The sequence below is a fragment of the Sphingopyxis soli genome, from assembly GCF_018682675.1.
Classification (GTDB): Bacteria; Pseudomonadota; Alphaproteobacteria; order Sphingomonadales; family Sphingomonadaceae; genus Sphingopyxis; species Sphingopyxis soli.
This window is the reverse complement of the sequence record NZ_JAFMTR010000054.1, coordinates 128,100-153,765: the sequence shown is the minus strand read 5'-3', so window position 1 is coordinate 153,765 and position 25,666 is coordinate 128,100. Positions and strand designations below refer to the sequence as shown.

28 protein-coding genes are annotated in these 25,666 nt (G+C 66.6%); 12 read left to right on the top strand and 16 right to left on the bottom strand.

Annotation, left to right across the window (positions count from 1 at the left end; translation table 11 throughout):
* Nucleotides 1-304: 304 nt before the first annotated feature.
* From J1N50_RS08450 to J1N50_RS08430, 5 genes are all read right to left on the bottom strand, one after another.
* On the bottom strand, nucleotides 305-2,068 hold the full coding sequence (locus J1N50_RS08450) for a heparinase II/III family protein (protein WP_215352775.1): 1,764 nt from the start codon (nucleotides 2,066-2,068) through the stop codon (nucleotides 305-307).
* Between the two features lie 18 nt (nucleotides 2,069-2,086).
* A complete protein-coding gene (gene rpe, locus J1N50_RS08445; RefSeq protein WP_215352764.1) occupies nucleotides 2,087-2,761 on the bottom strand; it encodes a ribulose-phosphate 3-epimerase in 675 nt (224 codons plus the stop codon).
* An 87-nt stretch (nucleotides 2,762-2,848) separates the two neighbouring features.
* A complete protein-coding gene (locus J1N50_RS08440; RefSeq protein WP_215352762.1) occupies nucleotides 2,849-3,091 on the bottom strand; it encodes a hypothetical protein in 243 nt (80 codons plus the stop codon).
* Nucleotide 3,092: 1 nt separating this feature from the next.
* A complete protein-coding gene (locus J1N50_RS08435; RefSeq protein ID WP_215352760.1) occupies nucleotides 3,093-3,299 on the bottom strand; it encodes a type II toxin-antitoxin system antitoxin in 207 nt (68 codons plus the stop codon).
* Between the two features lie 9 nt (nucleotides 3,300-3,308).
* The gene (locus J1N50_RS08430; protein ID WP_215352751.1) at nucleotides 3,309-4,208 is read right to left on the bottom strand and encodes an SPFH domain-containing protein; all 900 of its coding nucleotides are present in this window, start codon (nucleotides 4,206-4,208) and stop codon (nucleotides 3,309-3,311) included.
* Nucleotides 4,209-4,381: 173 nt separating this feature from the next.
* On the opposite strand from J1N50_RS08430, the gene J1N50_RS08425 reads away from it, so the two are divergent.
* The gene (locus J1N50_RS08425) at nucleotides 4,382-4,852 is read left to right on the top strand and encodes a hypothetical protein (protein ID WP_215352749.1); all 471 of its coding nucleotides are present in this window, start codon (nucleotides 4,382-4,384) and stop codon (nucleotides 4,850-4,852) included.
* A gap of 70 nt (nucleotides 4,853-4,922) precedes the next feature.
* Here J1N50_RS08425 and J1N50_RS08420 read toward each other — a convergent pair whose 3' ends face one another.
* Nucleotides 4,923-7,022 (bottom strand): M3 family metallopeptidase, encoded by a 2,100-nt coding sequence (locus J1N50_RS08420; protein ID WP_343227858.1) that lies wholly within the window; start codon nucleotides 7,020-7,022, stop codon nucleotides 4,923-4,925.
* Between the two features lie 195 nt (nucleotides 7,023-7,217).
* Nucleotides 7,218-8,087: an SMP-30/gluconolactonase/LRE family protein gene (locus J1N50_RS08415; RefSeq protein WP_215352747.1), complete on the bottom strand. Its 870-nt coding sequence runs from the start codon at nucleotides 8,085-8,087 to the stop codon at nucleotides 7,218-7,220.
* A gap of 242 nt (nucleotides 8,088-8,329) precedes the next feature.
* Here J1N50_RS08415 and J1N50_RS08410 point away from each other — a divergent pair, with 242 nt between their 5' ends.
* The 4 genes from J1N50_RS08410 (at nucleotide 8,330) to J1N50_RS08395 (ending at nucleotide 12,168) form a co-directional block, all read left to right on the top strand.
* Complete coding sequence (locus J1N50_RS08410; RefSeq protein ID WP_215352744.1) at nucleotides 8,330-9,484, top strand: acyl-CoA dehydrogenase family protein; 1,155 nt, start codon at nucleotides 8,330-8,332, stop codon at nucleotides 9,482-9,484.
* Nucleotides 9,485-9,661: 177 nt separating this feature from the next.
* Entirely contained in the window at nucleotides 9,662-10,831 is a 1,170-nt protein-coding gene (locus J1N50_RS08405) for an acetyl-CoA C-acetyltransferase (RefSeq protein ID WP_215352742.1), read from the top strand.
* 117 nt (nucleotides 10,832-10,948) lie between these two features.
* Nucleotides 10,949-11,731 (top strand): SDR family NAD(P)-dependent oxidoreductase, encoded by a 783-nt coding sequence (locus J1N50_RS08400; protein ID WP_215352740.1) that lies wholly within the window; start codon nucleotides 10,949-10,951, stop codon nucleotides 11,729-11,731.
* Entirely contained in the window at nucleotides 11,731-12,168 is a 438-nt protein-coding gene (locus tag J1N50_RS08395) for an acyl-CoA thioesterase (protein ID WP_215352738.1), read from the top strand. Before J1N50_RS08400 ends, J1N50_RS08395 begins: the two co-directional genes overlap by 1 nt.
* Nucleotides 12,169-12,271: 103 nt before the next feature.
* Here J1N50_RS08395 and gmk read toward each other — a convergent pair whose 3' ends face one another.
* Nucleotides 12,272-12,934 (bottom strand): guanylate kinase, encoded by a 663-nt coding sequence (gene gmk / locus J1N50_RS08390; protein WP_215352736.1) that lies wholly within the window; start codon nucleotides 12,932-12,934, stop codon nucleotides 12,272-12,274.
* Nucleotides 12,935-12,990: 56 nt separating this feature from the next.
* Here gmk and J1N50_RS08385 point away from each other — a divergent pair, with 56 nt between their 5' ends.
* Nucleotides 12,991-13,545: a DUF2585 domain-containing protein gene (locus tag J1N50_RS08385; protein ID WP_215352832.1), complete on the top strand. Its 555-nt coding sequence runs from the start codon at nucleotides 12,991-12,993 to the stop codon at nucleotides 13,543-13,545.
* Here J1N50_RS08385 and J1N50_RS08380 read toward each other — a convergent pair.
* Genes J1N50_RS08380 through J1N50_RS08365 form a run of 4 tightly spaced genes read right to left on the bottom strand, consistent with a single transcriptional unit; the run spans nucleotide 13,542 to nucleotide 16,111 of the window.
* Nucleotides 13,542-13,880, bottom strand: coding sequence for a hypothetical protein (locus tag J1N50_RS08380; RefSeq protein ID WP_215352734.1), 339 nt, complete (start codon nucleotides 13,878-13,880; stop codon nucleotides 13,542-13,544). The genes J1N50_RS08385 and J1N50_RS08380 overlap by 4 nt on opposite strands.
* Before the next feature lie 38 nt (nucleotides 13,881-13,918).
* A complete protein-coding gene (gene fumC / locus J1N50_RS08375; RefSeq protein ID WP_215352727.1) occupies nucleotides 13,919-15,316 on the bottom strand; it encodes a class II fumarate hydratase in 1,398 nt (465 codons plus the stop codon).
* Nucleotides 15,313-15,627 (bottom strand): hypothetical protein, encoded by a 315-nt coding sequence (locus J1N50_RS08370; protein ID WP_343227857.1) that lies wholly within the window; start codon nucleotides 15,625-15,627, stop codon nucleotides 15,313-15,315. Before J1N50_RS08370 ends, fumC begins: the two co-directional genes overlap by 4 nt.
* Nucleotide 15,628: 1 nt before the next feature.
* Entirely contained in the window at nucleotides 15,629-16,111 is a 483-nt protein-coding gene (locus J1N50_RS08365; RefSeq protein WP_215352719.1) for an SspB family protein, read from the bottom strand.
* A 95-nt stretch (nucleotides 16,112-16,206) separates the two neighbouring features.
* Here J1N50_RS08365 and hisB point away from each other — a divergent pair, with 95 nt between their 5' ends.
* The 5 genes from hisB (at nucleotide 16,207) to J1N50_RS08340 (ending at nucleotide 20,343) form a co-directional block, all read left to right on the top strand.
* The gene (gene hisB / locus J1N50_RS08360; RefSeq protein WP_215352716.1) at nucleotides 16,207-16,794 is read left to right on the top strand and encodes an imidazoleglycerol-phosphate dehydratase HisB; all 588 of its coding nucleotides are present in this window, start codon (nucleotides 16,207-16,209) and stop codon (nucleotides 16,792-16,794) included.
* 161 nt (nucleotides 16,795-16,955) lie between these two features.
* On the top strand, nucleotides 16,956-17,561 hold the full coding sequence (hisH, locus tag J1N50_RS08355; RefSeq protein WP_215352713.1) for an imidazole glycerol phosphate synthase subunit HisH: 606 nt from the start codon (nucleotides 16,956-16,958) through the stop codon (nucleotides 17,559-17,561).
* The gene (gene hisA, locus J1N50_RS08350; RefSeq protein WP_215352711.1) at nucleotides 17,549-18,304 is read left to right on the top strand and encodes a 1-(5-phosphoribosyl)-5-[(5-phosphoribosylamino)methylideneamino]imidazole-4-carboxamide isomerase; all 756 of its coding nucleotides are present in this window, start codon (nucleotides 17,549-17,551) and stop codon (nucleotides 18,302-18,304) included. The genes hisH and hisA overlap by 13 nt, the downstream gene beginning before the upstream one ends.
* Nucleotides 18,305-18,379: 75 nt before the next feature.
* Nucleotides 18,380-19,144 (top strand): imidazole glycerol phosphate synthase subunit HisF, encoded by a 765-nt coding sequence (gene hisF, locus J1N50_RS08345; protein ID WP_215352708.1) that lies wholly within the window; start codon nucleotides 18,380-18,382, stop codon nucleotides 19,142-19,144.
* 110 nt (nucleotides 19,145-19,254) lie between these two features.
* Entirely contained in the window at nucleotides 19,255-20,343 is a 1,089-nt protein-coding gene (locus tag J1N50_RS08340) for a calcium:cation antiporter (protein ID WP_215352698.1), read from the top strand.
* Nucleotides 20,344-20,482: 139 nt separating this feature from the next.
* Here the strand turns inward: J1N50_RS08340 and J1N50_RS08335 are convergent, their stop codons facing one another.
* Nucleotides 20,483-21,619 carry a beta-ketoacyl-ACP synthase III gene (locus J1N50_RS08335; RefSeq protein WP_215352691.1) on the bottom strand — a complete coding sequence of 379 codons (1,137 nt, stop codon included), beginning with the start codon at nucleotides 21,617-21,619 and terminating at the stop codon, nucleotides 20,483-20,485.
* 192 nt (nucleotides 21,620-21,811) lie between these two features.
* Between J1N50_RS08335 and J1N50_RS08330 the strand changes: the two genes are divergently transcribed.
* The gene (locus J1N50_RS08330) at nucleotides 21,812-22,363 is read left to right on the top strand and encodes a hypothetical protein (protein WP_215352688.1); all 552 of its coding nucleotides are present in this window, start codon (nucleotides 21,812-21,814) and stop codon (nucleotides 22,361-22,363) included.
* An 8-nt stretch (nucleotides 22,364-22,371) separates the two neighbouring features.
* Here the strand turns inward: J1N50_RS08330 and rsmA are convergent, their stop codons facing one another.
* The 3 genes from rsmA to J1N50_RS08315 are packed head-to-tail and all read right to left on the bottom strand — an operon-like array spanning nucleotide 22,372 to nucleotide 25,564.
* Nucleotides 22,372-23,184: a 16S rRNA (adenine(1518)-N(6)/adenine(1519)-N(6))-dimethyltransferase RsmA gene (gene rsmA, locus J1N50_RS08325; protein WP_215352821.1), complete on the bottom strand. Its 813-nt coding sequence runs from the start codon at nucleotides 23,182-23,184 to the stop codon at nucleotides 22,372-22,374.
* A 20-nt stretch (nucleotides 23,185-23,204) separates the two neighbouring features.
* Nucleotides 23,205-24,224, bottom strand: coding sequence for a 4-hydroxythreonine-4-phosphate dehydrogenase PdxA (gene pdxA / locus J1N50_RS08320; RefSeq protein ID WP_215352680.1), 1,020 nt, complete (start codon nucleotides 24,222-24,224; stop codon nucleotides 23,205-23,207).
* The gene (locus J1N50_RS08315) at nucleotides 24,224-25,564 is read right to left on the bottom strand and encodes a peptidylprolyl isomerase (RefSeq protein WP_215352678.1); all 1,341 of its coding nucleotides are present in this window, start codon (nucleotides 25,562-25,564) and stop codon (nucleotides 24,224-24,226) included. The genes pdxA and J1N50_RS08315 overlap by 1 nt, the downstream gene beginning before the upstream one ends.
* Nucleotides 25,565-25,666 lie beyond the last annotated feature (102 nt).

Sequence of the window (25,666 nt, the reverse complement as noted above, 5' to 3'; positions counted from 1 at the left end):
TCCAGCCTTTCAATTCTCGTCATGCTGGCTGCGGCGATGGCCTCGCTGTTTCAGCATCCATGGACTGAGCGTTCGTCCAGCGCGGCGCTTGAAGAAATGGCGGACCATGGATCCTGAAACAAGTTCAGGATGACGATGCCAGAAATGTCGTGCTTCGGTCGGAACCGGTCATTCCCTCATCCGTTCGTGTCGAGCGAAGTCGAGACACCCATCGACCTCACGTCACGCTAACGGGCATCTCGACTTCGCTCGATGTGAACGGCGCAAGTTAGGATCGCAACCGGCCGATCGCCGACGCCATTCCCTATCCGATATGCTTGAAGATCCAGCCGATGCTCGCGCCGCCCGCCGGCGCGATGCCGGTGACGACGAGCTGTTCGGTCGGGTGCGGACGGCCGTCGCCATCGACCCACAGGCTCTCCTCGACGTCGAGCGTGCCTTCGGAGGTGCGGAACTGCCACAGCGGCCCGCCGCTGATGCGCAGCAGCGCGCCGAGCTTGTCGGCGGTCAGGCTGGCCGAGATGTTGCGGCCGAGGTGGAAGCGCAGCGTATAGGGCTTGTCGCCCTTGCGCCGGGTACGCGGGGCCGGGAGCAGCATGTCTTCGCCGCGCAGCTCGCGCCCGTTCGGCGACAGGATCAGGAGGCGGCGGTGGATCAGCCCGTGGCGGCGCGCATAGCCGTCGTGGCTCATCTCCAGCCGGCTGCCCTGCGGCGTCTCGCGCCGGTCGAGCTCGACCTCGGTCACCCCGCGGCCGAGCAGGCCGCTCGCAAGGATCGCGGTCGAATTGGTGTCGCCGATCGTCAGCGTCGAATGCGCCGCGGTGGTGCGCAGCCCGCGCGCGAGGTCGGCGGGGATCGTCGCGCCGGTGAGCGCAGCGCCGCCGCAATTGACGACGATGCGCTCGTCGCCGTCGCTGAGTTCGAAGGCGAGGGTCGAGGCGCAGCCCGCCTCGGTCACGCGGGCGATCGGCGGCGGCGCTGCGTCGGCGAGCAGGACGACGCGGTTGGCGACCATCCGTTGATAGCCCCAGTCGCGGGCCTGCTTGAGCGGACGCGTGCGCACCCCGCTTGCGGCAACGACATATTGGATGTTGAGCGCCGAGGTCGCGCCGCTGCCCTGCCAGCTGCCCATGCCGCCGTCGGCGTGGACGAGGCCGAGCAGCGCCGGAACGGTGCGGGCAAGCGCCTCCTGCAGGAAGGGCGGGACCTCCATGCGGCGCATGTCATAGATGCGCGCGAGCATCGACAGCGCCATGATCGCGTCGAGCTGCGCCTGCGGCGCGCGCGCGATGTTGCCGCCGTCGGCATAGAAGCTGGTCTCGATCACCTTGCGCAGCCCCGCCTCGCCGAACACCTGACGCGGCTCGCCGCCGGGCATGAGGAGCGAGGCGGCGACGATGCCGATCCAAGCGACGAGCTGTCCGGTGCCGGGACGCGTCTTGTCGGCGACGCGGTCGAGATGACGCGCGGCGCGCGCGAGATGGTTGAGCACCGCCGAGCGATAGACGAGGTCGCTCGACGACAGGATCAGCGGCGCGTGCGCGGCCCAGAAGAGGATGCGCCAGCCGGTGTTGTCGGCTTTCCACGCGGGCTCGCTCACCGCCTCGCCATGGACGGCGAGCCAGTGGCGCACGACCGCCTCGGCGATCGGGGCGCCGTCGGCGCGGGTGCCGGTGGCCGCGAGGTCGCGCAGCCAGGCGAAGCTGTGCAGATAGTCGGCGAAGGGCGGCGAAACGTCGAGCGCGGCGAAGTCGAGATTGCCGAGCGAGAGCTTCAGTCCGCGATGGAGGAAATGGCCGGCGCGGATCGCGGTCCCCGCGCGCATGTCGCCGGGGACGGGATCGGCGGGGACGCCGAGCAGCTTCAGGGGAAAGCGGCCCTTGAGGCGGAAGGCGTGCAGCGGGGTGCGCCAGGTGAGGCGAGTGACGTAGTTGGCAACCCGGTCGCCAAGCGACAGCCCCTTGTCGTCGGGCAGGCGGATCAGCCGCTTGCCGGGTTCGATGCTGTCGTCGATGGGCGGCGCGTCTTCGCCGGCGTCGGGAATCGGACTGGACGGGGCAGAGGTCAATGGTCTCCCCTCCACCGGTTACGCGCCGCCGCGCAGGCGCCGGATATTGTCGGCGTAGGCGCCCGGCCCACCTTTGAAGGTCGCGGTGCCGGCGACGAGGACATCGGCGCCGGCGGCGATCGCCTGCGGCGCGGTCGCGGCGTCGATGCCGCCGTCGACCTCGAGCCGGATATCGCGGCCCGATTTGTCGATCATCTTCCGCACCGCCTCGATCTTGCGGAGCTGGCTGGAGATGAAGCTCTGGCCGCCAAAGCCCGGATTGACGCTCATGATCAGGACGAGGTCGATATCGTCGATCAGATAGTCGAGCATCTTCGCGGGCGTTGCGGGGTTCAGCGACACGCCCGCCTGCTTGCCGAGCGACTTGATGTGCTGGACGCTGCGGTGGATGTGCGGGCCGGCTTCGGGATGGACGGTGATGATGTCGGCGCCCGCGGCGGCGAAGGCGTCGAGGAAGTGATCGACGGGCGAGATCATCAGGTGGACGTCGAAGGGCAGGGTCGAATGCGGCCGCAATGCCTTTACGACCATCGGGCCGATCGTCAGGTTCGGCACGAAATGGCCGTCCATCACGTCGATATGGACCCAGTCGGCGCCCGCTTCCTCGATCGCGCGGACCTCTTCGCCCAGCCGCGCGAAATCGGCGCTGAGGATCGAAGGGGCGATGCGGACGGAAGGTACGGCGGCGGTCATGGGGACCGGCCTTAACCATCTAGAAGTTTTGGAGCAAGCGCGCCGGGCCTGCTATCGGCGGGTGTCCACAAATATTATCGCAGGCGCCTATCGCCAGCGCCAGCCGCCTTCGGTCCTGGCACGATAAAGCGGCATCGGCAGAAGCCCCGCGAGGACCACCGCGATCGTCATCATCCACGGCCGGTCGCGCAGCCACACCGTCACGCCGGTGATCAGCGCGATATGGACGAGCAGCATCACCCAGCCCTGCCAGGCGATCGGCAGGCCGGTGCCATAGCCGCGGCGCTTCGGGCGGAACCAGGGGCGATCGCCCCGCAAAAGATGCAGCATGTCAGCTCTCCTCGGTCTTCGGCGGTCGGCCACGTTTGGGCGCTTGCGACCGTTTGACGCCGACGCCGCGGCGCGTGAGCGCCTCGCGCAGCAATATTTCGATCTCGGCATTGGCGCTGCGCAGCTCGGCCGCGGCCAGCCGCTCGATCGCGGCGTAGAGCGCCGGATCGAGACGGAGGGCAAAGGCTTTCCTCGAGGACGCAGTCACCGGACGGACTCAGTAAAGCGACCCGGTGTTGACGACGGGCTGGGTGTCGCGCTCGCCGCACAGGACGACCATCAGATTCGACACCATCGCCGCCTTGCGTTCGTCGTCGAGGTCGACGACGTTTTTCTCGGACAGGTGCTGGAGCGCCATCTCGACCATCGTCACCGCGCCCTCGACCAGCTTCTTGCGGGCGGCGATGACGGCTTCGGCCTGCTGGCGGCGGAGCATCGCCCCGGCGATTTCCTGCGCATAGGCGAGGTGCGTCAGCCCGCATTCGTCGACGGTGATCCCCGCGACCTCGAGCCGCTCGATCAGCGCCTTCCTGAGTTCGACCCCGACCTCGTCGTGATTGCCGCGCAGCGTCACTTCCTGATGCTCGATATCGTCATAGGGGTAGCGCGAGCCGATCGAGCGCACCGCGGCCTCGATCTGCGCCATCACGAACTCCTTGTAATCCTCGACGTCGAACAGCGCCTGCGCGGTGTCGGTGACGCGCCAGACGACCTGCGCCGCCATCTCGATCGGATTGCCGCGCAGATCGTTGACCTTGATCTTGTCGGATATGACGTTGTTCGCGCGCACCGCGATCTTCTTGCGGGTCAACCACGGCAGCACCCAGCGCAGCCCCTCCTCGCGGTCGGTGCCCTTGTACGCGCCGAACAGCTGGATCGCCGCGGCCTCGTTCGGGTTGATCAGGTAAAAGCCGCAGAGGATGATCCCGCCCGTGATCGCCGACGCGATCAGTACGCCCCATTTCCAGGCGACCTCGACGCCATTGATATTGGTGATGACCGCCCACGCGGCGACACCGGCGAGCAGCAGCCAGACCAGCAGCATCAGATAACCGCTCTGCGTCGCGGCCCGCGTCTCGCGGCTGCGGTTCAGCGCCGGCGTTGCACTCTCGACCATGTTTCCCTCCGAATCAGTCGATATAAAGATGATATCATATTTATATCGTATTCGGTCGCAGTCAATCGGGATTTGGGTCGAAGTTCCGGATATCGGATCAAGGATGACGGCCGGCCGGACCGGGATCGAAAAACGGGATGGCTGGCAAGCGGTCGCCGGGATAATGTCCGGACATGGCGATACCGGTCAGCGAACTTGCCGAGAAGTTGGGGATGCATGGCGTCCTGCGATTTCGCGAAGGCGCGGATTGCGCCTGTACGGCCGACGGCGACGTGCTGAAGCTGTTCCAGCCGCAATCCCTCAGGCGCCTCGGTGGCCGACCGGGCGACCGAAGACTCGGCGGAAATATCGGTCTTGTTCTGCGGTCCGACCTGCCGGTGAAGGGGCGCCCGTCGTGGCGGGCGCCGCCCGTTTCGCTTGCGATGTGCCCTATCGCGAATTTTCCGTGGCTGTCAGCCCATTCGGCGCTGTCCAGCGAAGATGTTTCGCCGGCCTTTGTCCAAGGTTTACAGCAGCTCATTCAGAAACTTCCCCGAACGGTGCCTGAAATCGAGCGAGATCTGGGGTGCGATTTTATGAATGTGCCGGTAATCGACCAAGGACAGAGGCTGATCCGCCTTTTGCGCGAAGTCCGGTCCGTCTGAAGCGGCGCGTGACAGGGACAAAACAAAGGGGGCGCGGTGGCCCCCTTTGCTCCCCGGTTGACTCAAGAGATCATTCGGTCGGAAAGCCGCGCTTGCGCAGCAGCGCCTTCACGTCGGGATCGCGGCCGCGGAAGGCGCGATAGGCTTCGGCGCGGTCGGTCTCGTTGCCGGTCATCAGCAGGATGGTGCGGAATTTGTCGGCGACGGTGCGGTCCCATGGTCCGCCGGCTTCGGTGAAGGCCGCCCAGGTGTCGGCGTCCATCGTTTCCGACCAGAGGTAGGAATAATAGCCCGCCGAATAGGCGTCGCTCGAGAAGAGGTGGCCGAACTGCGGCAGGCGGTGGCGCATGACGATTTCCTTCGGCATGCCCATCTCTTTCAGCGTCTCGCGCTCGAACCGGTCGACGTCGGTCACCGGCACCTTGCGGTCGTGCAGCTTCATGTCGACGATCGCGCTCGACAGATATTCGACGGTTTCGAAGCCCTGGTTGAACTTGTTCGACGCGAGGATCTTGTCGACGAGCGCCTGCGGCATCGGTTCGCCCGTCTTGTAGTGCGTCGCGAATTTCGACAGCACCTCGGGCGTCATCAGCCAATTCTCGTTCACCTGGCTCGGATATTCGACGAAGTCGCGCGGCACGCCCGCGAGCGCCGGGTAATAGACGTGCTGCAGCAGATAATGGATGCCGTGCCCGAATTCGTGGAACAGCGTTTGCGCGTCGTCGAGGCTGACGAGCGTCGGCTCGCCCTTCGCGCCTTCGGTGAAATTATTGTTGTTCGACGCGAGGACGTTACGCTCGCCGCCGAGGCCCTGCTGGCTGCGATAGGTCGTCATCCACGCGCCCGAGCGTTTCCCGTCGCGCGCGAAATTGTCGAGATAGAGGACGCCGACATTTTCGCCGGTCTTGAGATTATAGACCTCGAAGGTCTTCACCTTGGGGTCAAACACGGGGATCTTGCCCGTATTCTCGCGGAAGCCGAGGTCGTAAAGCTGCCCCGCCGACCAGAACATCGCGTCGCGCAGCTTGTCGAGTTGCAGGTAGGGCTTCACCTCGCTCTCATCGAGGTCGTATTTCGCCTTGCGGACCTTTTCGGCGTAATAGCGATAATCCCAGGGCTCGATGGTGAGCTTCGGTCCCTTGCCGGCCCTGGCCTCGGCATCGGCGATCGCCTGCATGTCGGCGACCTCCTCATGCACGCGCGCGACCGCGGCGGGCCAGACCTTCATCATCAGCGCCATCGCATTCTCTGGCGTCTTCGCCATCGTGTCGGCCATGCGATAATGGGCGTGCGTCGCGAAGCCGAGCAGTTCGGCGCGCTGCTGGCGCAGCTTCAGGATTTCGGCGATCGTTGCATTGGTGTCGTTCGCATCGCCATTGTCGCCGCGACCCACGAAGGCGCGCCACACCTTCTCGCGCAGTGCGCGGTTGGTGGCGTTCTGCAGCACCGGCTGCGCCGACGAGCGGGTGTTCTTGATCGCCCACTGGCCGGGCTTGCCCTGCGCTTCGGCGGCGTCGGCGAGCGAGGCGACGAAGCCGGGGGCGAGCCCCGCCAGTTCGGCCTTGTCGGTGACGAAGGTGTAGAGCTTTTCGTCGCCGAGCAGCTTCGACGAAAAGGCCGAGAACAGGCCTTCGAGCCTGGCATTGAGGTCGACGAGCTTCGCCTTGTCGGCGGCCGACAGGTTCGCGCCGTCGCGCACCATCTCGTCATAACTGCGTTCGACGATGCGGATCTGCTGCGCGTTGAGGCCGCTGGTCAGCCGCTTGTCGTACACCGCCTTGTAGCGGGCGAAGAGCTTGGGCTCGAGGAACAGCTCGGTATAGAAAGTGGTGAGCTTGGGGCTCCATTCGGCGTCGATGTCCTCGACGCGGTCGTTCGACTTGTTCGAGGTCTGCACGCCCCACAGCGCGAAGACGCGCTCCATCGATTCGCCCGCGAGCTGCATCGGGACGTGGGTGTTCTCGAAGGTCGGCTCGGCGGGGTTGTCGATCACCTTCTGTACCTCGGCCTTCACCTCGGCCATGCCTTTGGCGAAGGCGTCGGGGAAGAGTTCGGGGTCGAGCTTGTCCCACGGCGGCACCCCTTCATAGGGGCCGGTCCACGGCGCGAGCATCGGGTTCGTGTCCGCCGCGGCGGCGGGTTTCGTTGCGGTGTCGGCGGCAATCGTCATCGGACTATAACCCATCAATAGGACGGTCGATGCAAGCAGCGACAAACGGACAAAGGGCTGCGCGCGGCGCGGCATCATCATAGCTCCCCGGAATTTTGGTTTCGAGCGAAACCATTCGGATCGCCTTAGCCCGAGATGGCGCGCGGGAGCAAGGGCAGCAAAATCCTCCCCGTCGTGAAGCGATGGGGAGGATCGCTAGCCTGCGAACCCCGGCTGGACCATACCCGGCACGTCGACCCGGAAGGTGAAGAGGCCGCCCGCGTGCGGCTGCGCCTTGCGGTCTTCGTCGGTCAGGTTTTTGCCCGCGCTGGTGACGAAGGCGGTGCGCAGGTCGGCGCCGCCGAGCGCGATCATCGACGGGCGCTGGACCGGCAGCTCGACGGTCTGCAGCAGCTCGCCCGTGGGCGAAAGCCGCACGACGCGCCAGCCGTCCCACAGCGCCGACCAGTAACAGCCCTCAGCGTCGACGGTGCCGCCGTCGGGGCGGCCGGCGCCGGGCTCGAACTGGTGAAAGAGCCGGTCCTCGCCGAGTTCGCCGGTCGCGGGATCGACGTCATAGGCGCGCAGCGCATGCGTCGGTGTGTCGGCGTGATAGAAGGTGCGGCCATCGGGGCTGAACGCGGCGCCGTTGCTCGTCAGCAGCCCGCCGACCATGGGGGTGATTTCGCCGTAGGGGTCGAGGCGGAACAGCATCGCCGCGGGGTTCGCCTTGTCGCTCGTCACGCTGCCGACCCAGAAGCGGCCGGCCGCATCGACGCAGCCGTCGTTGAAACGCTGCTCGGGAATGCCCGCAAGCACCGCGGGACCAAAGGGGCGCGGCGCCTCGCCCCACGCGTCGATCACCGCGCATCCGTTCTTCAAACCCATCACCAGCCCGCCGCGCGCGCGCGGGGCGACGCAGCCGACGGGGCCATCCAGCTGCATCGTCTCGGTCGCGCCCGTTTCGGGGTCGGTGCGATGGATGCGGTGCGCGTCGATATCGACCCAATAGAGGCGCGCTTCGGCAGCGTGCCAGCGCGGCGATTCGCCGAGCAGCGCGCCGGCGTCGAGGAGGAGGTCTGCCATGGCGTCGATGCTAGCGCCCCGCGTGACGGCTGCACAGGGTTGCAAAGCTATTCGTCGATCCCGCGAAGGCGGGGGCGCCGAAGTTCCCAATCACCAACATCCTTGTGCCGTAGCGGCATTTCTACTTGACGTGGACGTAAACGTAAGGTCAGGTGCGCCACGAAACCCGCACGGCATGATGCGGGGACTCGGCACAATGGCCCCACCCAACGCTGGGCCGTCCACTGGGAAAAGGAAAGACGATGTCGCTCGATAACCTCTCACGCTCCGCCTATACCGAGGATCATGAGGCGTTCCGCTCGACGGTGCGCCAGTTCCTCGAAAAGGAAGTCGCCCCCCATCAGGCGGAATGGGCCGAGGCGGGGATTGTCCCGAAGAGCATCTGGCCGAAAGCCGGCGAATTGGGTTTGCTCTGCCCGACCGTCCCCGAGGAATATGGCGGGCTCGGCCTCGATTTCGGCTATAATGCGATCGTCGACGAAGAGAGCGCCTATTATGGCCGCGTCACCACCGGCTTCTCGCTCCAGTCGGACATCGTGACCAACTATATTGTCCGCTACGGCAGCGAGGAGCAGAAGAAGCACTGGCTGCCCAAGATGGTCGCGGGCGAAGTGATCACCGCGATCGCGATGACCGAGCCCGGCACCGGCTCCGACCTTCAGGGGATGCGCACGACTGCGAAGAAGGACGGCAATCACTATGTCATCAACGGGTCGAAAACCTATATCACCAATGGCCAGAACGCCGACCTGATCCTGGTCTGCGTCAAGACCGATCCCGACGCCCAGCCCGCGTGGAAGGGCGTGTCGATCGTGCTGGTCGAGGCCGACCGCGAAGGGTTCCAGCGCGGCCGCAACCTCGACAAGATCGGGCAGGACGAGGCTGACACGTCGGAGCTCTTCTTCAACGACGTGCGCGTGCCGATCACCAACTGTCTCGGCGAAGAGGGGCAGGGGTTCATCTATCTGATGAGCGAGCTTCCCCAGGAGCGGCTCTCGATTGCCGTCAGCGCGCAGGCGTCGGCGCAGCGCGCCTTCGACGACACGGTCGAATATACGCGCGAGCGCAAGGCGTTCGGCAAGCCGATTCTCGACTTCCAGAACAGCCGTTTCGTCCTTGCCGATCTGAAGGCCAAGCTGCAGGTCGGCTGGGCGCACCTCGACTGGGCGCTCGCGCGGCACCTCAAGAAGGAGCTGACCCCCGAAGAGGGCGCGGCGGCGAAGCTGTGGCACACCGAATTGCAGTGGGAAGTCATGGACAAATGCCTCCAGCTGTTCGGCGGCGCCGGTTACATGAACGAATATCCGATCGCCCGCGCCTGGCGCGCCGCGCGCGTGACGCGGATTTTCGGCGGCACCAACGAGATCATGAAGGAACTGATCGGGCGGAAGCTCTGACGAAAAACGCTCTCCCCTTGCGGGAGAGAAAGACTTGGCTTGGCGGCATGCCGTCTTGCAAGTCTTGCGAGGGGTTTTGACGCGCGACCCCTCACCCAGCTTCGCCCCGGATCGAGTCCGGGGCTCCACATCCCTCTCCCGCAAGGGGGGAGGGAAGAAGGTGAAAGGAACTCCCCAATGGCCACAGCCTATATCGTCGACGCCGTCCGCACCGCCGGCGGGAAGCGCGGCGGCAAGCTCGCCGGCGTGCACCCCGTCGACCTCGGCGCCGCCGTGTTCGACGCGATCGCCGACCGCAACGATTTCGACACGAGCGCCATCGACGACGTCATCACCGGCTGCGTCAGCCAGGGCGGCCAGCAAACGATGGACGTCGGCCGCAACGCGGTGCTCGCCTCGAAGCTGCCCGACTCGATTCCTGCCGTCACCATCGACCGCCAGTGCGGCTCGTCGCAGCAGGCGATCACCTTCGCGGCGCAGGCGGTGCTGTCGGGGACGCAGGATATCGTCCTTGCCAGCGGCATCGAAAGCATGACGCGCGTGCCGATGGGGTCGGTCGCGACCTTGTTCATGAAAGAGGGACTCGGCAACTACAAGTCGCCGCGGCTCGAGGAAAAATATCCCGGCATCATGTTCAGCCAGTTCATGGGCGCCGAGATGATCGTCAAGAAGCACGGCTTCACCAAGGACGACCTCGACGCCTTCGCGCTCGAAAGCCACCGCCGCGCGAAGGCGGCGACCGAGGCGGGCGTGTTCGAGCGCGAGATCGTGCCGGTCGAGATCGAGACTCCCGAGGGCAAGGAATGGCACAAGGTCGACGAGGGGATCCGCTTCGACGCGACGCTCGACGGCATTGCCGGCGTCAAGCTGCTGCAGGAAGGCGGATCGATCACCGCCGCGACGTCGAGCCAGATCTGCGACGGCGCCTCGGCGGTGCTCGTCGTCTCCGAACAGGCGCTGAAGGATCACGGCCTGACGCCCCGCGCGCGCATCCACCATGTATCGGTGACCGCGGGCGATCCGGTGATCATGCTCGAAGAGCCGCTGTTCGCGACCGAAAAGGCGCTGAAGAAGGCCGGGCTCAGCATCGGCGACATCGACGCCTATGAAGTCAACGAGGCGTTCGCGCCGGTGCCGCTGGCGTGGCTCAAATATCTGGGCGGCGACCATGCGCGGCTCAACCAGCATGGCGGCGCGATCGCGCTCGGCCACCCGCTCGGCGCCAGCGGCGCAAAGCTGATGGCGACGCTCCTCGGCGTGCTCGATGCGACCGGCGGCAAATATGGCCTGCAGACGATGTGCGAAGGCGGCGGCCAGGCCAACGTCACGATCGTCGAGCGACTTTAACGATCTTGTGCTCCGGCGGACGCCGGAGCCCAGGGCGGCCTGACGCGGGCGTCAGTTGTTCACGCTCTGGGTTCCGGCTTTCGCCGGAACACGCATTTTTCAGGGAAAGGACATGACATGAAACTCGATTCCACCGTATCCGCCGTCGTTACCGGGGGCGCCTCGGGCCTTGGCGCCGCAACCGCGCGTGCTTTGGCCGCCAAGGGCGTCAAGGTCGCGATCTTCGACCTGCAGGAAGAAAAGGGCAAGGCGATCGCCGCCGAACTCGGCGGCGTGTTCTGCGAATGCAACGTCACCGACGACGCCTCGGTCGATGCCGCCTTCGCCAAGGCGCGCGCCGCGATCGGGCAGGAACGCATCCTCGTGAACTGCGCCGGCACCGGCAATGCGATCAAGACCGCCAGCCGGTCGAAGGAAGACGGCAGCATCAAGCATTTCCCGCTCGATGCGTTCAACTGGATCATCCAGATCAACCTCGTCGGCACCTTCCGCTGCATCGCGAAGTCGGCGGCGGGGATGATGACGCTCGACCCGATGGAAGACGGCGAGCGCGGCGCGATCGTCAACACCGCCAGCGTAGCGGCCGAGGACGGCCAGATGGGCCAGGCCGCTTACTCGGCGTCGAAGGGCGGCGTCGTCGGCATGACCCTGCCGATCGCGCGCGACCTTGCGGCCGAGAATATCCGCGTCAACACGATCCTGCCCGGCATCTTCGACACCCCGCTGCTCGCGGGTGCGCCGCAGAATGTCCGCGACGCGCTCGGCGCCTCGGTGCTCAACCCGAAGCGTCTCGGCAATCCGACCGAATATGCCAATCTCGCGCTCTGCATGATCGAGAATGGCTATTTCAACGGCGAGGACGTCCGCCTCGACGGCGGCATCCGCATGGCGCCGCGCTGATGGCGAAACCGGAGAGCTGGCGGCTCGACGCCGCCAGCTACCCTGTCCATATCGACCTGCAGACGCGGTTCCAGGACATGGACATCAACGGCCACCTCAACAATGTGGCCTTTGCCGCGCTGTTCGAAAGCGGCCGCGTCTTGCTGAACCGCGAAGTGCGGCCGCTGGAAGAGCGTCCGGCGAACGAACGCACGATGGTCGCGGCGGTCGAGATCAATTATCTGGCCGAAGGCAATTTTCCCGATCCGGTCCAGATCGCGACCGGCATCGGTCGCCTCGGCACGTCGAGCTGGACGATCGTCCAGGCGATGTTCCAGAACGGCCGCTGCATTGCGACCTGCGACACGGTGGTTGTGTGCCGCACCGACGGGAAGGCGAAACCGCTGCGGGCGGAGATGGTCGCCGAGTTGGAAGCCAGGCTGGCGAGGGCGGCCTAACGTCCCAAAGCCTCGTCATTGCGAGCGAAGCGAAGCAATCCAGAGCGGTTTACGCACACTCTGGATTGCCGCGTCGCTTCGCTCCTCGCAATGACGATGTGTGTTAAAGCTTCCTGTCCGCGTCGGGCACCGAGCGGATCAGGTCGCGCGCAAAGCCGATCAGCCCGATCTGGCGGCGGCGCTTCAGCCGCTCGGCGCGCAGGATCGCCATCACCTCGCCATAGCATTCCTCGACCGCGTCGTTGATCAGCACATAGTCATAGCCGTCCCAGTGGCTGATCTCGTTCGCGGCGCGCTCCATCCGCGCGGCGATCACCGCGTCGCTGTCGGTCTTGCGCGCGCGGAGGCGGCGTTCGAGTTCTTCCATCGTCGGCGGCAGCACGAAGACGCGCACTACGTCGGGGCCCGCTTCCTGATAGAGCTGCTGCGCGCCCTGCCAGTCGATGTCGAACAAGACGTCCTTGCCCGCCGCGAGCATTTCCTCGACCGGCGCGCGCGGGGTGCCGTAGCGGTGGCCGAAGACATGCGCCCATTCGAGGAACTCGCCGTCGGCCGCCATCTTCTTGAAGGTGTCGGTATCGACGAAATGATAGTGGACGCCGTCGACCTCACCCGGGCGCGGCGGGCGCGTGGTCGCGGAGATCGAGAGCGCGATGTCCTTGTCGGCTTCGAGCATCATGCGCGATATGGTGGTCTTGCCCGCGCCCGAGGGCGAGGAGAGGACGAAGAGCACGCCGCGGCGGTTCAGATGGACGCTTTCGGTCATGCGCGCTATTCGCGCGGGTGAGGGCAGCGGTCAAGGGGGAGACACGGATGGCGGGGATGTCGCGCACGGGCTGGTTGGTCACCGCAGCGCTGCTCGCGCTGCTGGCCGCGATCCTCTTCGCGATGGGGCGCCCGCCGATCTGCCCGTGCGGCACGGTCAGCCTGTGGCACGGAATCGTCCAGTCGAACCAGAACAGCCAGCAGATTTCGGACTGGTACAGTTTCAGCCATATCATCCACGGCTTCATCTTTTTCGGCCTGTCGCGCTGGCTGATGCCGTCGCGGCCCTTGTGGGTCGCACTGGCGCTCGCAATCGGGATCGAGGGCGCGTGGGAGATATTGGAGAATTCGCCGATCATCATCGACCGCTATCGCGAGGTGACGATGGCCTATGGCTATTCGGGCGATTCGATCCTGAACTCGGTCAGCGATACGGCCTTCATGGTGGTGGGCTTCCTCGCCGCAAGCCGGATGCGCTGGTGGGTCACCGTGCTGATCGCGATCGCGTTCGAGCTGTTCACGCTGTGGACGATCCGCGACAATCTGACGCTCAATGTCCTGATGCTCGTCGCTCCGGTCGAGGCGGTGAAGGAGTGGCAGGCGGGCGGTTAGTGGATGGCCGCGTGCCCGTTCGCATCGATCGGGATTTCGGGCGGGAGTGCGTCGCCCAGCATTTCGCCGTCGGTTGGTGCCTCGCCGCTCGCCACGCGTTTCGCGGTCGCGGCCTGCATATCCGCGGCCGCCTGCCGCGCTTCGGCGCGGTCGGCCCATTTCTTGGTGAGATAGGCGGCGGCGGCGGTCGCGGCGAGTACCGCATAGCGCTGCGGAAACAGCCGCCGCGCCGCGAACAGCGTTCCCGCACCGATCACCGCGCCCGCGATGGGGTGATTATTTTTTTGGCGTCCGATCGCGCTTCCAAGCACGCCGCCGATGATCCGTCCCATCATCTTTCTCTCCTTCCCCTCCATAAATGCCTCGCGCGCGCTCAGGGTTCCGGTCCCAGCATCGTGCGCGGATCGACGACGCGGTCGAACGTCTCGCCATCGACATAGCCGAGTTCGAGCGCGGCGTCGCGCAATGTCGATCCGGTCTCATGCGCGTGCTTGGCGATCTTCGCGGCCTTGTCATAGCCGATTTCGGGGGCGAGCGCCGTCACCAGCATCAGCGACCTGTTCATCAACTCGTCGATGCGCGCGCGATTGGGCTCGATCCCGACGACGCAATGCTCGGTGAAGCCCGCCATGCCGATGGCGAGCAGCTCGATCGAACGCAGCACATTCGACCCCATCAGCGGCTTGAAGACGTTGAGTTCGAGATGCCCCTGGAGCCCGCCGACGGTGACCGCCTGATGGTTGCCGATCACCTGCGCCGCGACCATCGTCAGCATCTCGCACTGCGTCGGGTTGACCTTGCCCGGCATGATCGAGCTGCCGGGCTCGTTCGCGGGCAGGTCGAGCTCGCCGAAGCCTGCGCGCGGCCCGGAGCCGAGCAGGCGGATGTCGTTCGCGATCTTGGTCAGCGCGACCGCCAGCGTATTGAGCGCGCCGGAGAAGAAGACGAGCCCGTCGTTCGACGCCAGCGCCTCGAACTTGTTGCGCGCGGGTTCGAACGCGATGCCGGTGCTGCGGCCGAGTTCGTCGGCCATCGCCTGGTCGAAGCCCGCGGGGGCGTTGAGGCCGGTGCCGACCGCAGTGCCGCCCTGGGCGAGCTTGCAGATATTGTGCGCCAGCGCGCCCTCGATCCGCGCGCGCGCGGAGACAAGCTGCGCGACATAGCCCGAAAATTCCTGCCCCAGGGTCAGCGGGGTCGCGTCTTGCAAATGGGTGCGGCCGATCTTGACGATATCGTGCCAGACGGCGGCCTTTGCCGCGAGCGCGTCGGTGAGTTCGGCGAGTGCGGGAAGCAGCCGCACCGTCGTTTCGACCGCGACCGCGACGTGCAGCGCGGTGGGGAAGCTGTCGTTCGACGACTGGCCCATGTTGACATGGTCGTTGGGGTGGACCGGCGCCTTGCCGCCGCGCGTTCCCGCGAGCCTTTCGTTGGCGATCCCCGCGATCACCTCGTTCGCATTCATGTTCGACTGGGTGCCACTGCCCGTCTGCCAGATGGCGAGGGGAAACTGGTCGTCATATTCGCCCGCGACGACGGCGTCGGCAGCGGCGGCGATGGCGTCGGCGAGCCTCGCGTCGAGGCCGTGGGTCCGGTTCACCCGCGCCGCCGCGCCCTTGATCCGCGCCAGCGCGTGGACGACCGGCAGCGGCATCCGCTCGTGCGGGGGGAAAGCGAAATTGTGCCGGCTGCGTTCGGTCTGCGCCCCCCAATAGGCGTCGGCCGGCACCTCGATCTCGCCGATGCTGTCGCTTTCGATCCGCGCGGTGCTCATCGCAGCATCATCCTTGTCACCAAAATCGCGCTGCCCCAGGTCATCGCCACGAGCGCGAGCATCTGCCAATAGCCGGTCTCGCCGACGCGGCGGCGCAGCCATGCGGCGGCGAGCCATAGCAGCACCAGCGCGGGGGTCAGGACGAGCAGGCTGAAGCGCAGCAGTCCGTCGGCGATCTGGCTTCGCGCGTAGCCGCCCTCGAACAACGCATAGCCCTCGACCCCCCACCAGAAGGCGCCGGTCAGAATCACCATGCCCGCGAGGGCCCAATATTGCCAGAAGCGGCTGGGAGGCCAGGCGGGGCCCGGCACCTTATCTCTTCTTGCCGAAATCCACGGTCACGACGTTCGAGCCATCCTCGCCCGACACCTCGGGGCGGTCGTTGTCGGCCTCGTCATGCGGCTCGGGCGCTTCGATCTCGTCGTCGCTGACCTGGAACTGCAGCCCGAAATCGACCGACGGATCGACGAAGGCGGTGATCGCCGCATAGGGAATGACCAGCGTCGACGGCGTCTGGTTGAACGACAGGCCGACACTGAAACGATCCTTTTCGACCGTCAGGTCCCAGAAGCGGTTCTGGAGCACGATCGTCATCTCGTCGGGGAATTTCGCGACCAGATGCGCGGGGATGTCGACGCCCGGCGCCTGCGTCTTGAAGGTGATATAGAAATGATGTTCGCCGGGCAGGCTGTCGTGCCCCTCGATCTGGCTCAGCACGCGGCCGACCACGGCGCGCAGCGCATCCTGCACGATTTCGTCATAGGGAATCAGGCTGTCGCGGACATCGTCACTCATGCGCGGGGGATGAACGTCGCACGAGCGCCGGTCAAGAGGCCTCAAAGGGGGAGAATCGCCTTGCAACGTGAAACGGAGGCTCTAAGGCGTGCGCCATGCGAACCGCCACCGTCCAGCGCACGACCAAGGAAACGGATATCGCGATCACCGTCAATCTCGACGGCACGGGCGATTATTCGGTGTCCACCGGGATCGGTTTCCTCGACCATATGGTCGAGCAATTGTCGCGCCATTCGCTGATCGACATTGCCATGAGCGTGAAGGGCGACCTCCACATCGACCAGCACCACACAGTCGAGGATTCGGCGCTCGCGCTGGGTGAAGCGGTGGCCAAGGCGCTCGGCGACAAGCGCGGCATCGCCCGCTATGGCGAGGCGCATTCGCCGATGGACGAAACGCTGACGCGCTGCGTGCTCGACATTTCGGGGCGCCCGCACTGCGTCTGGAAATCGGGCTTTTCGCAACCGCGGCTCGGCGAGATGGATACCGAGATGTTTCCGCACTGGTTCGCAAGCTTCGCGCAGACCGCCGGGATCACGCTGCACATCGAGACGCTGTACGGCGAGAATAATCACCACATCGCCGAAAGCATGTACAAGGCGCTGGCGCGCGCGCTGCGCCAGGCGGTCGAGATCGATCCGCGCAAGGGCGACGCCATCCCCAGCACGAAGGGTGTGCTATGACCTTCCCCCTCCCGCAAACGGGAGGGGTAGCGAGACTTGCGGACGTGTCCGCTAGTCGCAGCGGGGTGGGCAATACCGCCCTCGCTGCTGCCCACCCCACTGCGGCTAGCCAGCAAGCTGGCGAGCCTCGTTGCCCCTCCCGCTTGCGGGAGGGGAATTAAGTGACCATCGCCCTGATCGACTATGGCGCTGGCAATCTTCGCTCGGTGCATAATGCGCTCGTCGCTGCGGGCGCGGAGGGCGTCGCCGTCACGGCCGACCCCGATATTGTCGCCAAGGCCGATCGCATCGTGCTGCCGGGCGTCGGCGCCTTCGCCGCGTGCATGAACGGGCTGTCGGCGATCGACGGTCTGGTGGACGCCATGGAACGCCGCGTGCGCGGCGAGGGCGTGCCCTTCCTCGGCATCTGCGTCGGCATGCAATTGCTCGCCGATGCGGGCGAGGAGCATGGCGCGCACCAAGGGCTCGGCTGGATCGGCGGCACGGTGCGCGCCTTCGACCCGGCGCCCGGCCTCCGCATCCCGCACATGGGCTGGAACGACGTGATCCCCACAGGCGACCATGCAGTGATCGCCGCGGGCGAGGCCTATTTCCTCCACGGCTATCATTTCGCCGAAACGGCCGACGTCGCGGCGACGAGCGACCATGGCGGTCCCTTCGTGGCGGCGGTCGCAAGGGACAATATCGTCGGCGTGCAATACCATCCCGAAAAGAGCCAGACCTATGGCCTCGCGACATTGGAGAGATTCCTCGCATGGCGGCCCTGACCATCTTTCCCGCGATCGACCTCAAGGGCGGGCAGGTGGTGCGGCTCGCCGAGGGCGATATGGCGCGCGCGACCGTCTATGGCGACGACCCCGCGGCGCAGGCGCGGCTGTTCGCCGATGCCGGTGCGACGCATCTGCATGTCGTCGACCTCGACGGCGCCTTTGCGGGCGCGAGCGTCAACGGCGGCGCGGTCGAGAGCATCATCGCGGCCTTTCCGGGCAAGGTGCAGGTCGGCGGCGGCATCCGCGACCGCGCGGGGGTCGATCGCTGGCTGGAGCTCGGCGTCAGCCGCGTGATCATCGGGACCGCCGCGCTGAAGGATCCCGGGTTTGTGAAGTCCGCCGCGCGCGACCTGCCCGGCCGGATCGTCGTCGGGGTCGACGCGCGCGATGGCATGGTCGCGACCGAGGGCTGGGCCGATGTGTCCGACGTGCGCGTCGAAGACCTTGCGCGGCGGTTCGAGGACGCGGGCGTCGCGGCGCTGCTGTTCACCGACGTCGGGCGCGACGGGTTGCTCAAGGGCTGTAATGTCGAGGCGACGGTGGCGCTCGCGCAGGCGGTCGATATCCCGGTGATCGCGAGCGGCGGGGTTGCCGATATCAACGATATCCACGCGCTGCGTCCGCATGTCGCCGACGGCATCGAAGGCGTGATCACCGGCCGCGCGCTTTACGACGGCCGTCTCGATCTGGCCGAGGCGATTGCCATCGGAAATTCCCCGCCCGCTGGCGGGAGGGGTTAGGGGAGGGCATTTGATGATGGTGCGCGCCCGAAACATGCCCTCCCCCAACCCCTCCCATAAATGGGAGGGGAGCAGGTGACCGTGCGCGTCCGCGTCATCCCCTGCCTCGACGTCGCCGACGGGCGCGTGGTCAAGGGCGTGAATTTCGTCGACCTGCGCGATGCAGGCGACCCGGTCGAGGCGGCGCGCGCCTATGACGCCGCGGGCGCCGACGAGCTTTGCTTTCTCGACATTTCGGCCAGCCATCAGGGGCGCGGGACGTTGCTCGACATGGTCAGCCGCACCGCCGAGGTCTGCTTCATGCCGCTGGCCGTGGGCGGCGGGGTACGCAGCGCCGACGATGCGCGCGCGCTGCTGCTCGCGGGCGCCGACAAGGTCGCCGTGAACAGCGCCGCGGTCGCACGGCCCGAACTCGTCGCCGACATCGCCGACCGCTTCGGCAGCCAGTGCGCGGTCGGCAGCATCGACGCACGCCGCGTCGAAGACGGCCGCTGGGAAATCTTCACCCACGGCGGGCGCAAGCCGACCGGGATCGACGCGCTCGACCATGCCGTCCGGCTGGCCGCACTGGGCGCGGGCGAGCTGCTGGTCACCAGCATGGACCGCGACGGGACCAAGGACGGCTATGATCTGGCGCTCACCCGCGCGATCGCCGATGCGGTCAGCGTGCCGGTGATCGCCTCGGGGGGCGTCGGCACCCTCGACCATCTGGTCGCGGGGGTGATCGAGGGCGGCGCGAGCGCGGTGCTCGCAGCCAGCATCTTCCACTTCGGCGAAGCGACGATCGCCGAAGCGCACGCGCTGCTCGCCGCCGCCGGATTGCCGGTCCGCGCGCATTAGAGACAGCCGTGTGTCCCCGCCTTCGCGGGGGAACATTGGTTTATGCTACGGCCTTGCATTAATTTTCTGTGGGGGTGGCCATCGGAAAAGGCGGCTGCAATAGACATCCCATGACCCAGACGCTTCGCCTCACAAGCCGCGCCAACGATATTTTCCCGATCCTGGGCTTCGTTACCGCGATGGCCAGCCTTGCCCTGCCGCTGAACCCGGTCCTCGTCGGCGTGATCCTGGCGGGGGCCGTCGTCGCCGCGGTCCATCATGCCGAGGTCATTGCGCACCGCGTCGGCGAGCCTTTCGGCACGCTGATCCTCGCGCTCGCGGTGACGGTGATCGAGGTCGGGCTGATCCTGACGCTGATGCAGGCCGAGCCCGAAAAGGCGCAGACACTGGCGCGCGACACGGTGTTCGCTGCGGTGATGGTGATCCTGAACCTGCTGATGGGCCTCTGCCTCCTGAGCGGCGCGATCCGCCATCACGAGCAGCGCTTCCAGCGCACCGGCATAGGCGCTGCGCTCGCGACCCTGACGGTGCTCACCGTCGTGACGCTGGTCCTCCCCAATTTCACGTCGAGCGTCCCGGGACCCTTTTATTCGGCGACGCAGCTCGGCTTCGTCGCGGCGGTTTCGCTGATCCTCTATGCGACCTTCGCGCTGGTGCAGACGGTGCGCCACCGCGACTATTTCCTTCCCGACGGCGATGTCGACGGCGACGGAGAGCCCGACGCGCACGCCGCGCCGCCGAGTGCGCAGCGCACCGCCGTTTCGGGCGCGCTGCTGCTCGCCAGCCTGTTCGCGGTCGTCCTTCTCGCCAAGGCGCTGTCACCGGTGATCGGCGCGCTGCTCGCCGACTGGGGCGCGCCGCCCGCGGTGCTCGGCGTGCTGATCGCGGCGCTGATCCTCGCGCCCGAGGGGCTGGCCGCGGTGCGTGCGGCGAAGGCCGACCGCCTGCAGACCAGCCTCAACCTCGCGCTGGGCTCGGCGCTGGCGACGATCGGGCTGACCATCCCGGCGGTGGCGGTCCTGTCGATCGTCACCGACCTGCCGATCAGCCTCGGCCTCGATGCCAAGTCGGCGGTGCTGCTGTTCCTGTCGCTGATCGTCGCGTCGCAGACGCTCGCGAACGGACGGACCACCGTTTTGCAGGGGGCGATCCATCTGATGCTGTTCGCGGTTTACCTGTTCACGACCTTCGTGCCGTAGAACAAGTCCACTTTTATCTTCGTCATGCCGAACGTGTTTCAGCATCCATCGCCGATGTTCCCGTTCGACGCCGCGCTCAGGGCGAGGTCAGCCCATGGACCCTGAAACGGGTTCAGGGTGACGAGGGAAAACGGGCGGGTCAGGTCTTGCGGACGAACACGGTCCCCGCCGAATAGCCCGCCCCGAACGAGCAGATCAGCCCGGTGTCGCCCGCGGCCATATCCTCATGGTTCAGGTGGAAGGCGATGATCGAGCCCGCGCTCGAGGTGTTGCCATAGGTGTCGAGCACGGTCGGGCTCTCGTCCTCGCTCGCCTCGTGCCCCAGCACGCGGTGCGCGATCAGCCGGTTCATGTTGGCGTTCGCCTGATGGAGCCACAGCCGCCGCATATCGGCGCCTTCGAGGCCCAGCACCTCCATCTGCTCGACGATCAGGTTTGCGACCCATGGCACAACTTCCTTGAACACCTTGCGGCCCTCCTGGACGAAAAGCTTGTCGCTTTTCGGTCCCGACTGGTCGATCCCGCCATGGCTCCGGTTCAAAAAGCCGAAATTGTTGCGGATGTTGTTGCTGAACTGGGTTTTCAGCTTGGTGCCGAGGATGTCCCAATGGCCCGCGGGAGCGATGTCCTTGGCCTCGACGAGGATCGCGGTCGCGACGTCGCCGAAGATGAAATGGCTGTCGCGGTCGCGCCAGTTCAGGTGCCCCGAACAGATTTCGGGGTTCACGACGAGGACGCTCTTCGCATGACCGGCGCGGATATAGTCGGCGGCGGTCTGGATGCCGAAGGTCGCCGACGAGCAGGCGACGTTCATGTCGAAGCCGAAGCCGTCGATGCCGAGCGCGTCCTGGATCTCCACCGCCATCGCGGGATAGGGGCGCTGCATGTTCGACGCGGCGCAGAGCACGGCGTCGACGTCGCCTGCGTCGCGACCGGCGCGGGCGAGCGCGTCCGTGGCCGCAGCGACGCCGATTTCGGCGAGAATCGATATCTCGTCGTTGCTGCGCTCGGCGATGCGCGGCGCCATGTGGCGGGGGTCGAGAATGCCCGCCTTGTCGACGACGTAGCGCGATCCGATACCGCTCGCCTTCTCGATGAATTCGACGCTCGATTCAGCGAGTTCGATGACGTCGCCTGCCGCGATCGCTGCCGCATTTTCCCTATTGTGCAGCGCAACATATTGGTTAAAACTGGCGACAAGTTCTTCGTTGGAGATCGCTTCGGCGGGGGTGAAGAGGCCGGTCGACGAAATGACCGGTTGCGGTATGTGCGACATGGTGCGTCCTGCGTGTCCTGTTCCTGGCTCGGCACGCTGATTAGGCCCGGTCGCGCGGCCGCGCAACGCCCCTCGCGATGCTGAACGATCGCCGACAGCATGGTTAACCTGCCACTAACCCTTTTCGTGGCAGATTGTCGGATGCAGGCCTCCGGGGGGATGGCTCCCCGGGCGCTGTGCGGGAGCATGACCATGGCGACGCGTTCGGGACCGGCCGCAGGGGACCTGTCCATATCCGAGATCAAGGAATTCGCGGGCTTTCCCGCCGCGACGCAGCGGTACATCCGCCGCTCGCTCGATATCGGGCTCGAGCGCGAAGACGCGATCGCCCGTTGGTCGCGCGATATGGTCGAGGAAACCGCGATCCGCGTGCAGGCGAAGGTCTATCAGCGGATCGGCGATATCCGGGCGCATATCCCCGACGACAGCGGGCTCGATGCGCTCGAAGGCTTCATGGCGCCGCTCGTCGCGGTTTCGGCGTTCGACCTCGGGCAGGACCGGTTGCCCGGCTTTGCCTCATACCGTTTCCTCTATGAGCGGCTGCTCGGCGCGCACGCGCGGCCGTGGCTGCCCGGCGCTTTCTGCGCCGCGGCCTCGCTGCCGCATCTTCACCCCGACAAGCGCAAGACCCTGCTCCAGTCGATCAGCGAAGCCGCCGCGACCGCGCCGGGTTGGTCGGCGCGCGAGCCCACTTTCTATCCCGAATGGGTCGACAAGATCGACGAGACCAAGCCGGCGAACTGAGCGGAAGGTCAGCGGCCCAATAGTCGGGCCAACGCCACCCATTCGGCGACGCTGACCGTTTCGGCGCGGCGCGTCGGATCGATACCGAGCGCATCCAGTGCTTCGATCGCGCCCGTGATCCCCTTCAGGCTCTGCCGCAGCATCTTGCGGCGCTGGCCGAACCCCTTTTCGGTGAGTTTCGACAGGATGCGCGGATCGACGCCTTCGGGCTCGTCGGCCGGGGTCACATGGACGATCGCCGACATCACCTTGGGCGGCGGGGTGAAGGCCGAACGGTGGACCTTCATCGCGATCCGGGCGTGCGAGCGCCACTGCGCGAGGACGGCGAGGCGGCCATAGGCATTGGTGCCGACCGGCGCGACGATGCGCTCGGCGACCTCGAGCTGGAACATCAAGGTCAGCGACCGCCATTGCGGCGGCCACGCCGCGGGCTCGAGCCAGCGCGTGAACAGCGCGGTCCCGACATTATAGGGCAGGTTCGCGACGATATGATAGGGTCCGCCCGCGAGCGCGTCGGCATCGATCGCCATCGCGTCGTCGGGCACCACCGTCAGCCGCCCGTCGAACGCGTCGGACAGTTCGGCGAGCAGCGGCAGGCAGCGGTCGTCGCGCTCGACCGCGATCACCCTCGCGCCCGCGCGGAGCAGCGCGCGCGTCAGTCCGCCGGGGCCCGGCCCGACCTCGAACACCGTCGCGCCGTCCAGATCGCCCGGCAGCGCGGCGATCCGGTCGAGCAATTGCTCGTCGAACAGGAAATTCTGGCCCAGCGCCTTGCTGGCCGACAGCCCGTGCGCGCGCACCGTCTCGCGCAGGGGGGGCAGGGGGACGCTCGGTTGGACGCTCACTTCGCAGGCGCGCAGCTGCGCTCGCGTGCGGCCGCCATGCGCGCCGCCATCGCGATCGCCGCGATCGTCGGCCCGGCATCGGCCCTGCCCGTTCCCGCGATATTGAACGCCGTCCCATGGTCGGGCGAGGTGCGGATGATCGGCAGGCCCAAGGTCAGATTGACGCCGTCGTGGAAATGCAGCGCCTTGAACGGCGCCAGCGCTTGGTCGTGATAGCCGCACAGGATCGCAGCATAGCCGTCGCGGATGCCGGGCGCGAACAGCGCATCGGCCGCGAGGGGCCCGTCGACGGCAATCCCCTCCTCGGCAAGCTGCGCGACGGCGGGGGCGATGATCCGCCCTTCCTCGTCGCCGAGCTGGCCGTTCTCGCCCGCGTGCGGGTTCAGCCCCGCGATCGCGAGCCTTGGCGTGGCGATGCCGAAATCGCGCGCCAGCCCCCGCGCGACGATGCGCGCCTTGGCGACGATCAACTCGCTCGTCAGCCGTTCGGGCACCTGCGCCAGCGGGATGTGGACGGTCAGCGGCACGACGCGCAAGCCCGGCCCCGCGAGCATCATCACCGCGTTGGTCGCGGTGACGCCGCAGCGTTCGGCGATGAATTCGGTCTGCCCGGGGTGCGTGTAACCGATGCCGTGCAGCGCATGTTTCGACACCGGTCCGGTGACGAGCGCGGCCGCCGCCTGGTTGCGGGTCAGTCCGATCCCCGTTTCGAGCGCGTGGAGCGCCAGCGCCGCGCCGGCGGGGGTCGGCGAGCCGGGGGTCAGCGGGCCGCTGTCTTCGAGATGCCAGACCGGCAGCGCCGTCTCGAACGCGGCGGCGACTTCGTCCATCTCGCCCACGCGCGCGACCGGACCGTCCCAGACCGCTTCGATCGCGGCGGCGTCGCCGATCACGACAAAGGGGGGCAGATCGTGCTTGCGCCGCGCCGCCCACGCGCCGGCCGCGACTTCGGGGCCGACGCCCGCCGGGTCACCGATGGTGACCGCGATCGGGCGCCGCTGGCAGGAATCGCTCATCAGCTATATTCGATCACGGCATCCCGGCGCAGGTCGCGCAGATAGCGTTGCGCCCGCTTGTTGACCTTTTCCTCCAGCAGGCGATTCTCGATCTCCTGCAGGTCGGGCGCGGTCGCGGTCTGCGGCATGTCCCGGCCGCACAGCACCAGCACGCTGATGCCTTCGTTTGCGGCGCCGAAGGGCTGCGTCGTCTGGCCGATCTGCATCGATGCGAGCGTCGCCTGCAGCGGCGGCGGCAGCGCGCGCATCTGGATATTGTCGCGCGACACGACATGCGCGCCGAGCGCGGCCGCGACGCTGTCGGCGCCGCCGCAACCGGCGATCGCGCGCGTCGCCTCGGCGAACTTGCCGGCGAGGTCGGTGGCCTGCGCCTCGGTCGTGCCGGCGGGGAAGTCGAGCGAGACCTGCTTCAGGCTGAGCACCGCATCGCGCGGATCGGCGGTCAGCACCTGGCGCCGGTCGATCATCAACATGATCGAGATGCCGCCGGGCACCTCGACCGGGCCGACGAGCTGGCCGGGCGCCATCTGCGCGGCGGCTTCGGCCATTGTCGGCGGAAGCTGCGCCGCCTTGACCCAGCCGAGGTCGCCGCCGACGACCGCGGTCGAGGCTTCCGAGAACTGGCGGGCATAGGCCTGGAAGCTGCCGCCGGCCTGCAGCGCCTGGATGATCTTCTGGGCGTTCTCGGCCACCGCGGCGGCGGTTTCGGGGGTCGCCGACAGATAGATTTCGCCGAGGTGGAACTCGTCGAGCCCCTTCGATTCGTTCATCTGCTTGACGATCGCCTCGACCTCTTCGGTCGACACGTTGGTCGACGACTGGATGTTGCGCTGGAGCAGGCGGTCCCAGGCATATTCGCCGCGGATCTGCTGCTTCACCGCGCCCGCCGACGAGCCCTTCGAGGTCAGATATTTCGCAAACTGGTCGGGCGACTGCTTGAAGCGCGCCGCAAGCCGCGCGAACTGGTCGTCGACCAGCTTTTCGTCGATGTCGATCTTCGCCGCCTTGGCTTCCTGGATCTGCAATTTCTCGTCGATCAGGTTGCTGAACACCTGCTGGCGCAGCCGCTGTTCTTCCTCGGGCGGCAGGTTGATATTGTTGTTCGCGATACGGATCAGCGCCATCCGCTGCTCGATATCGGTCGCGGTGATGATCTCGCCGTTCACGGTCGCGGAGGGGCGATAGACGTTCGGCTTGGCATCGCCGTAAAGCTGGACATTGCCGGGGATGTTGAGGCTGGTCGTGGGGACTTCATTGTCCGGGACGGTCTGTGCCGCCACCGGCGTCGCGATAACGGCGGCCGAGACGATCAGCCCGATCATGGTCGAAAATTTGGTCATCTTCACCCTATAACAGAGGTTCCGGCCCGCTCCGTATCAGCGGATGGGTCCGATGGTCCAGCGCAAACGCGCGCCAGCATGTCATAACTGACCTCTGCGTAG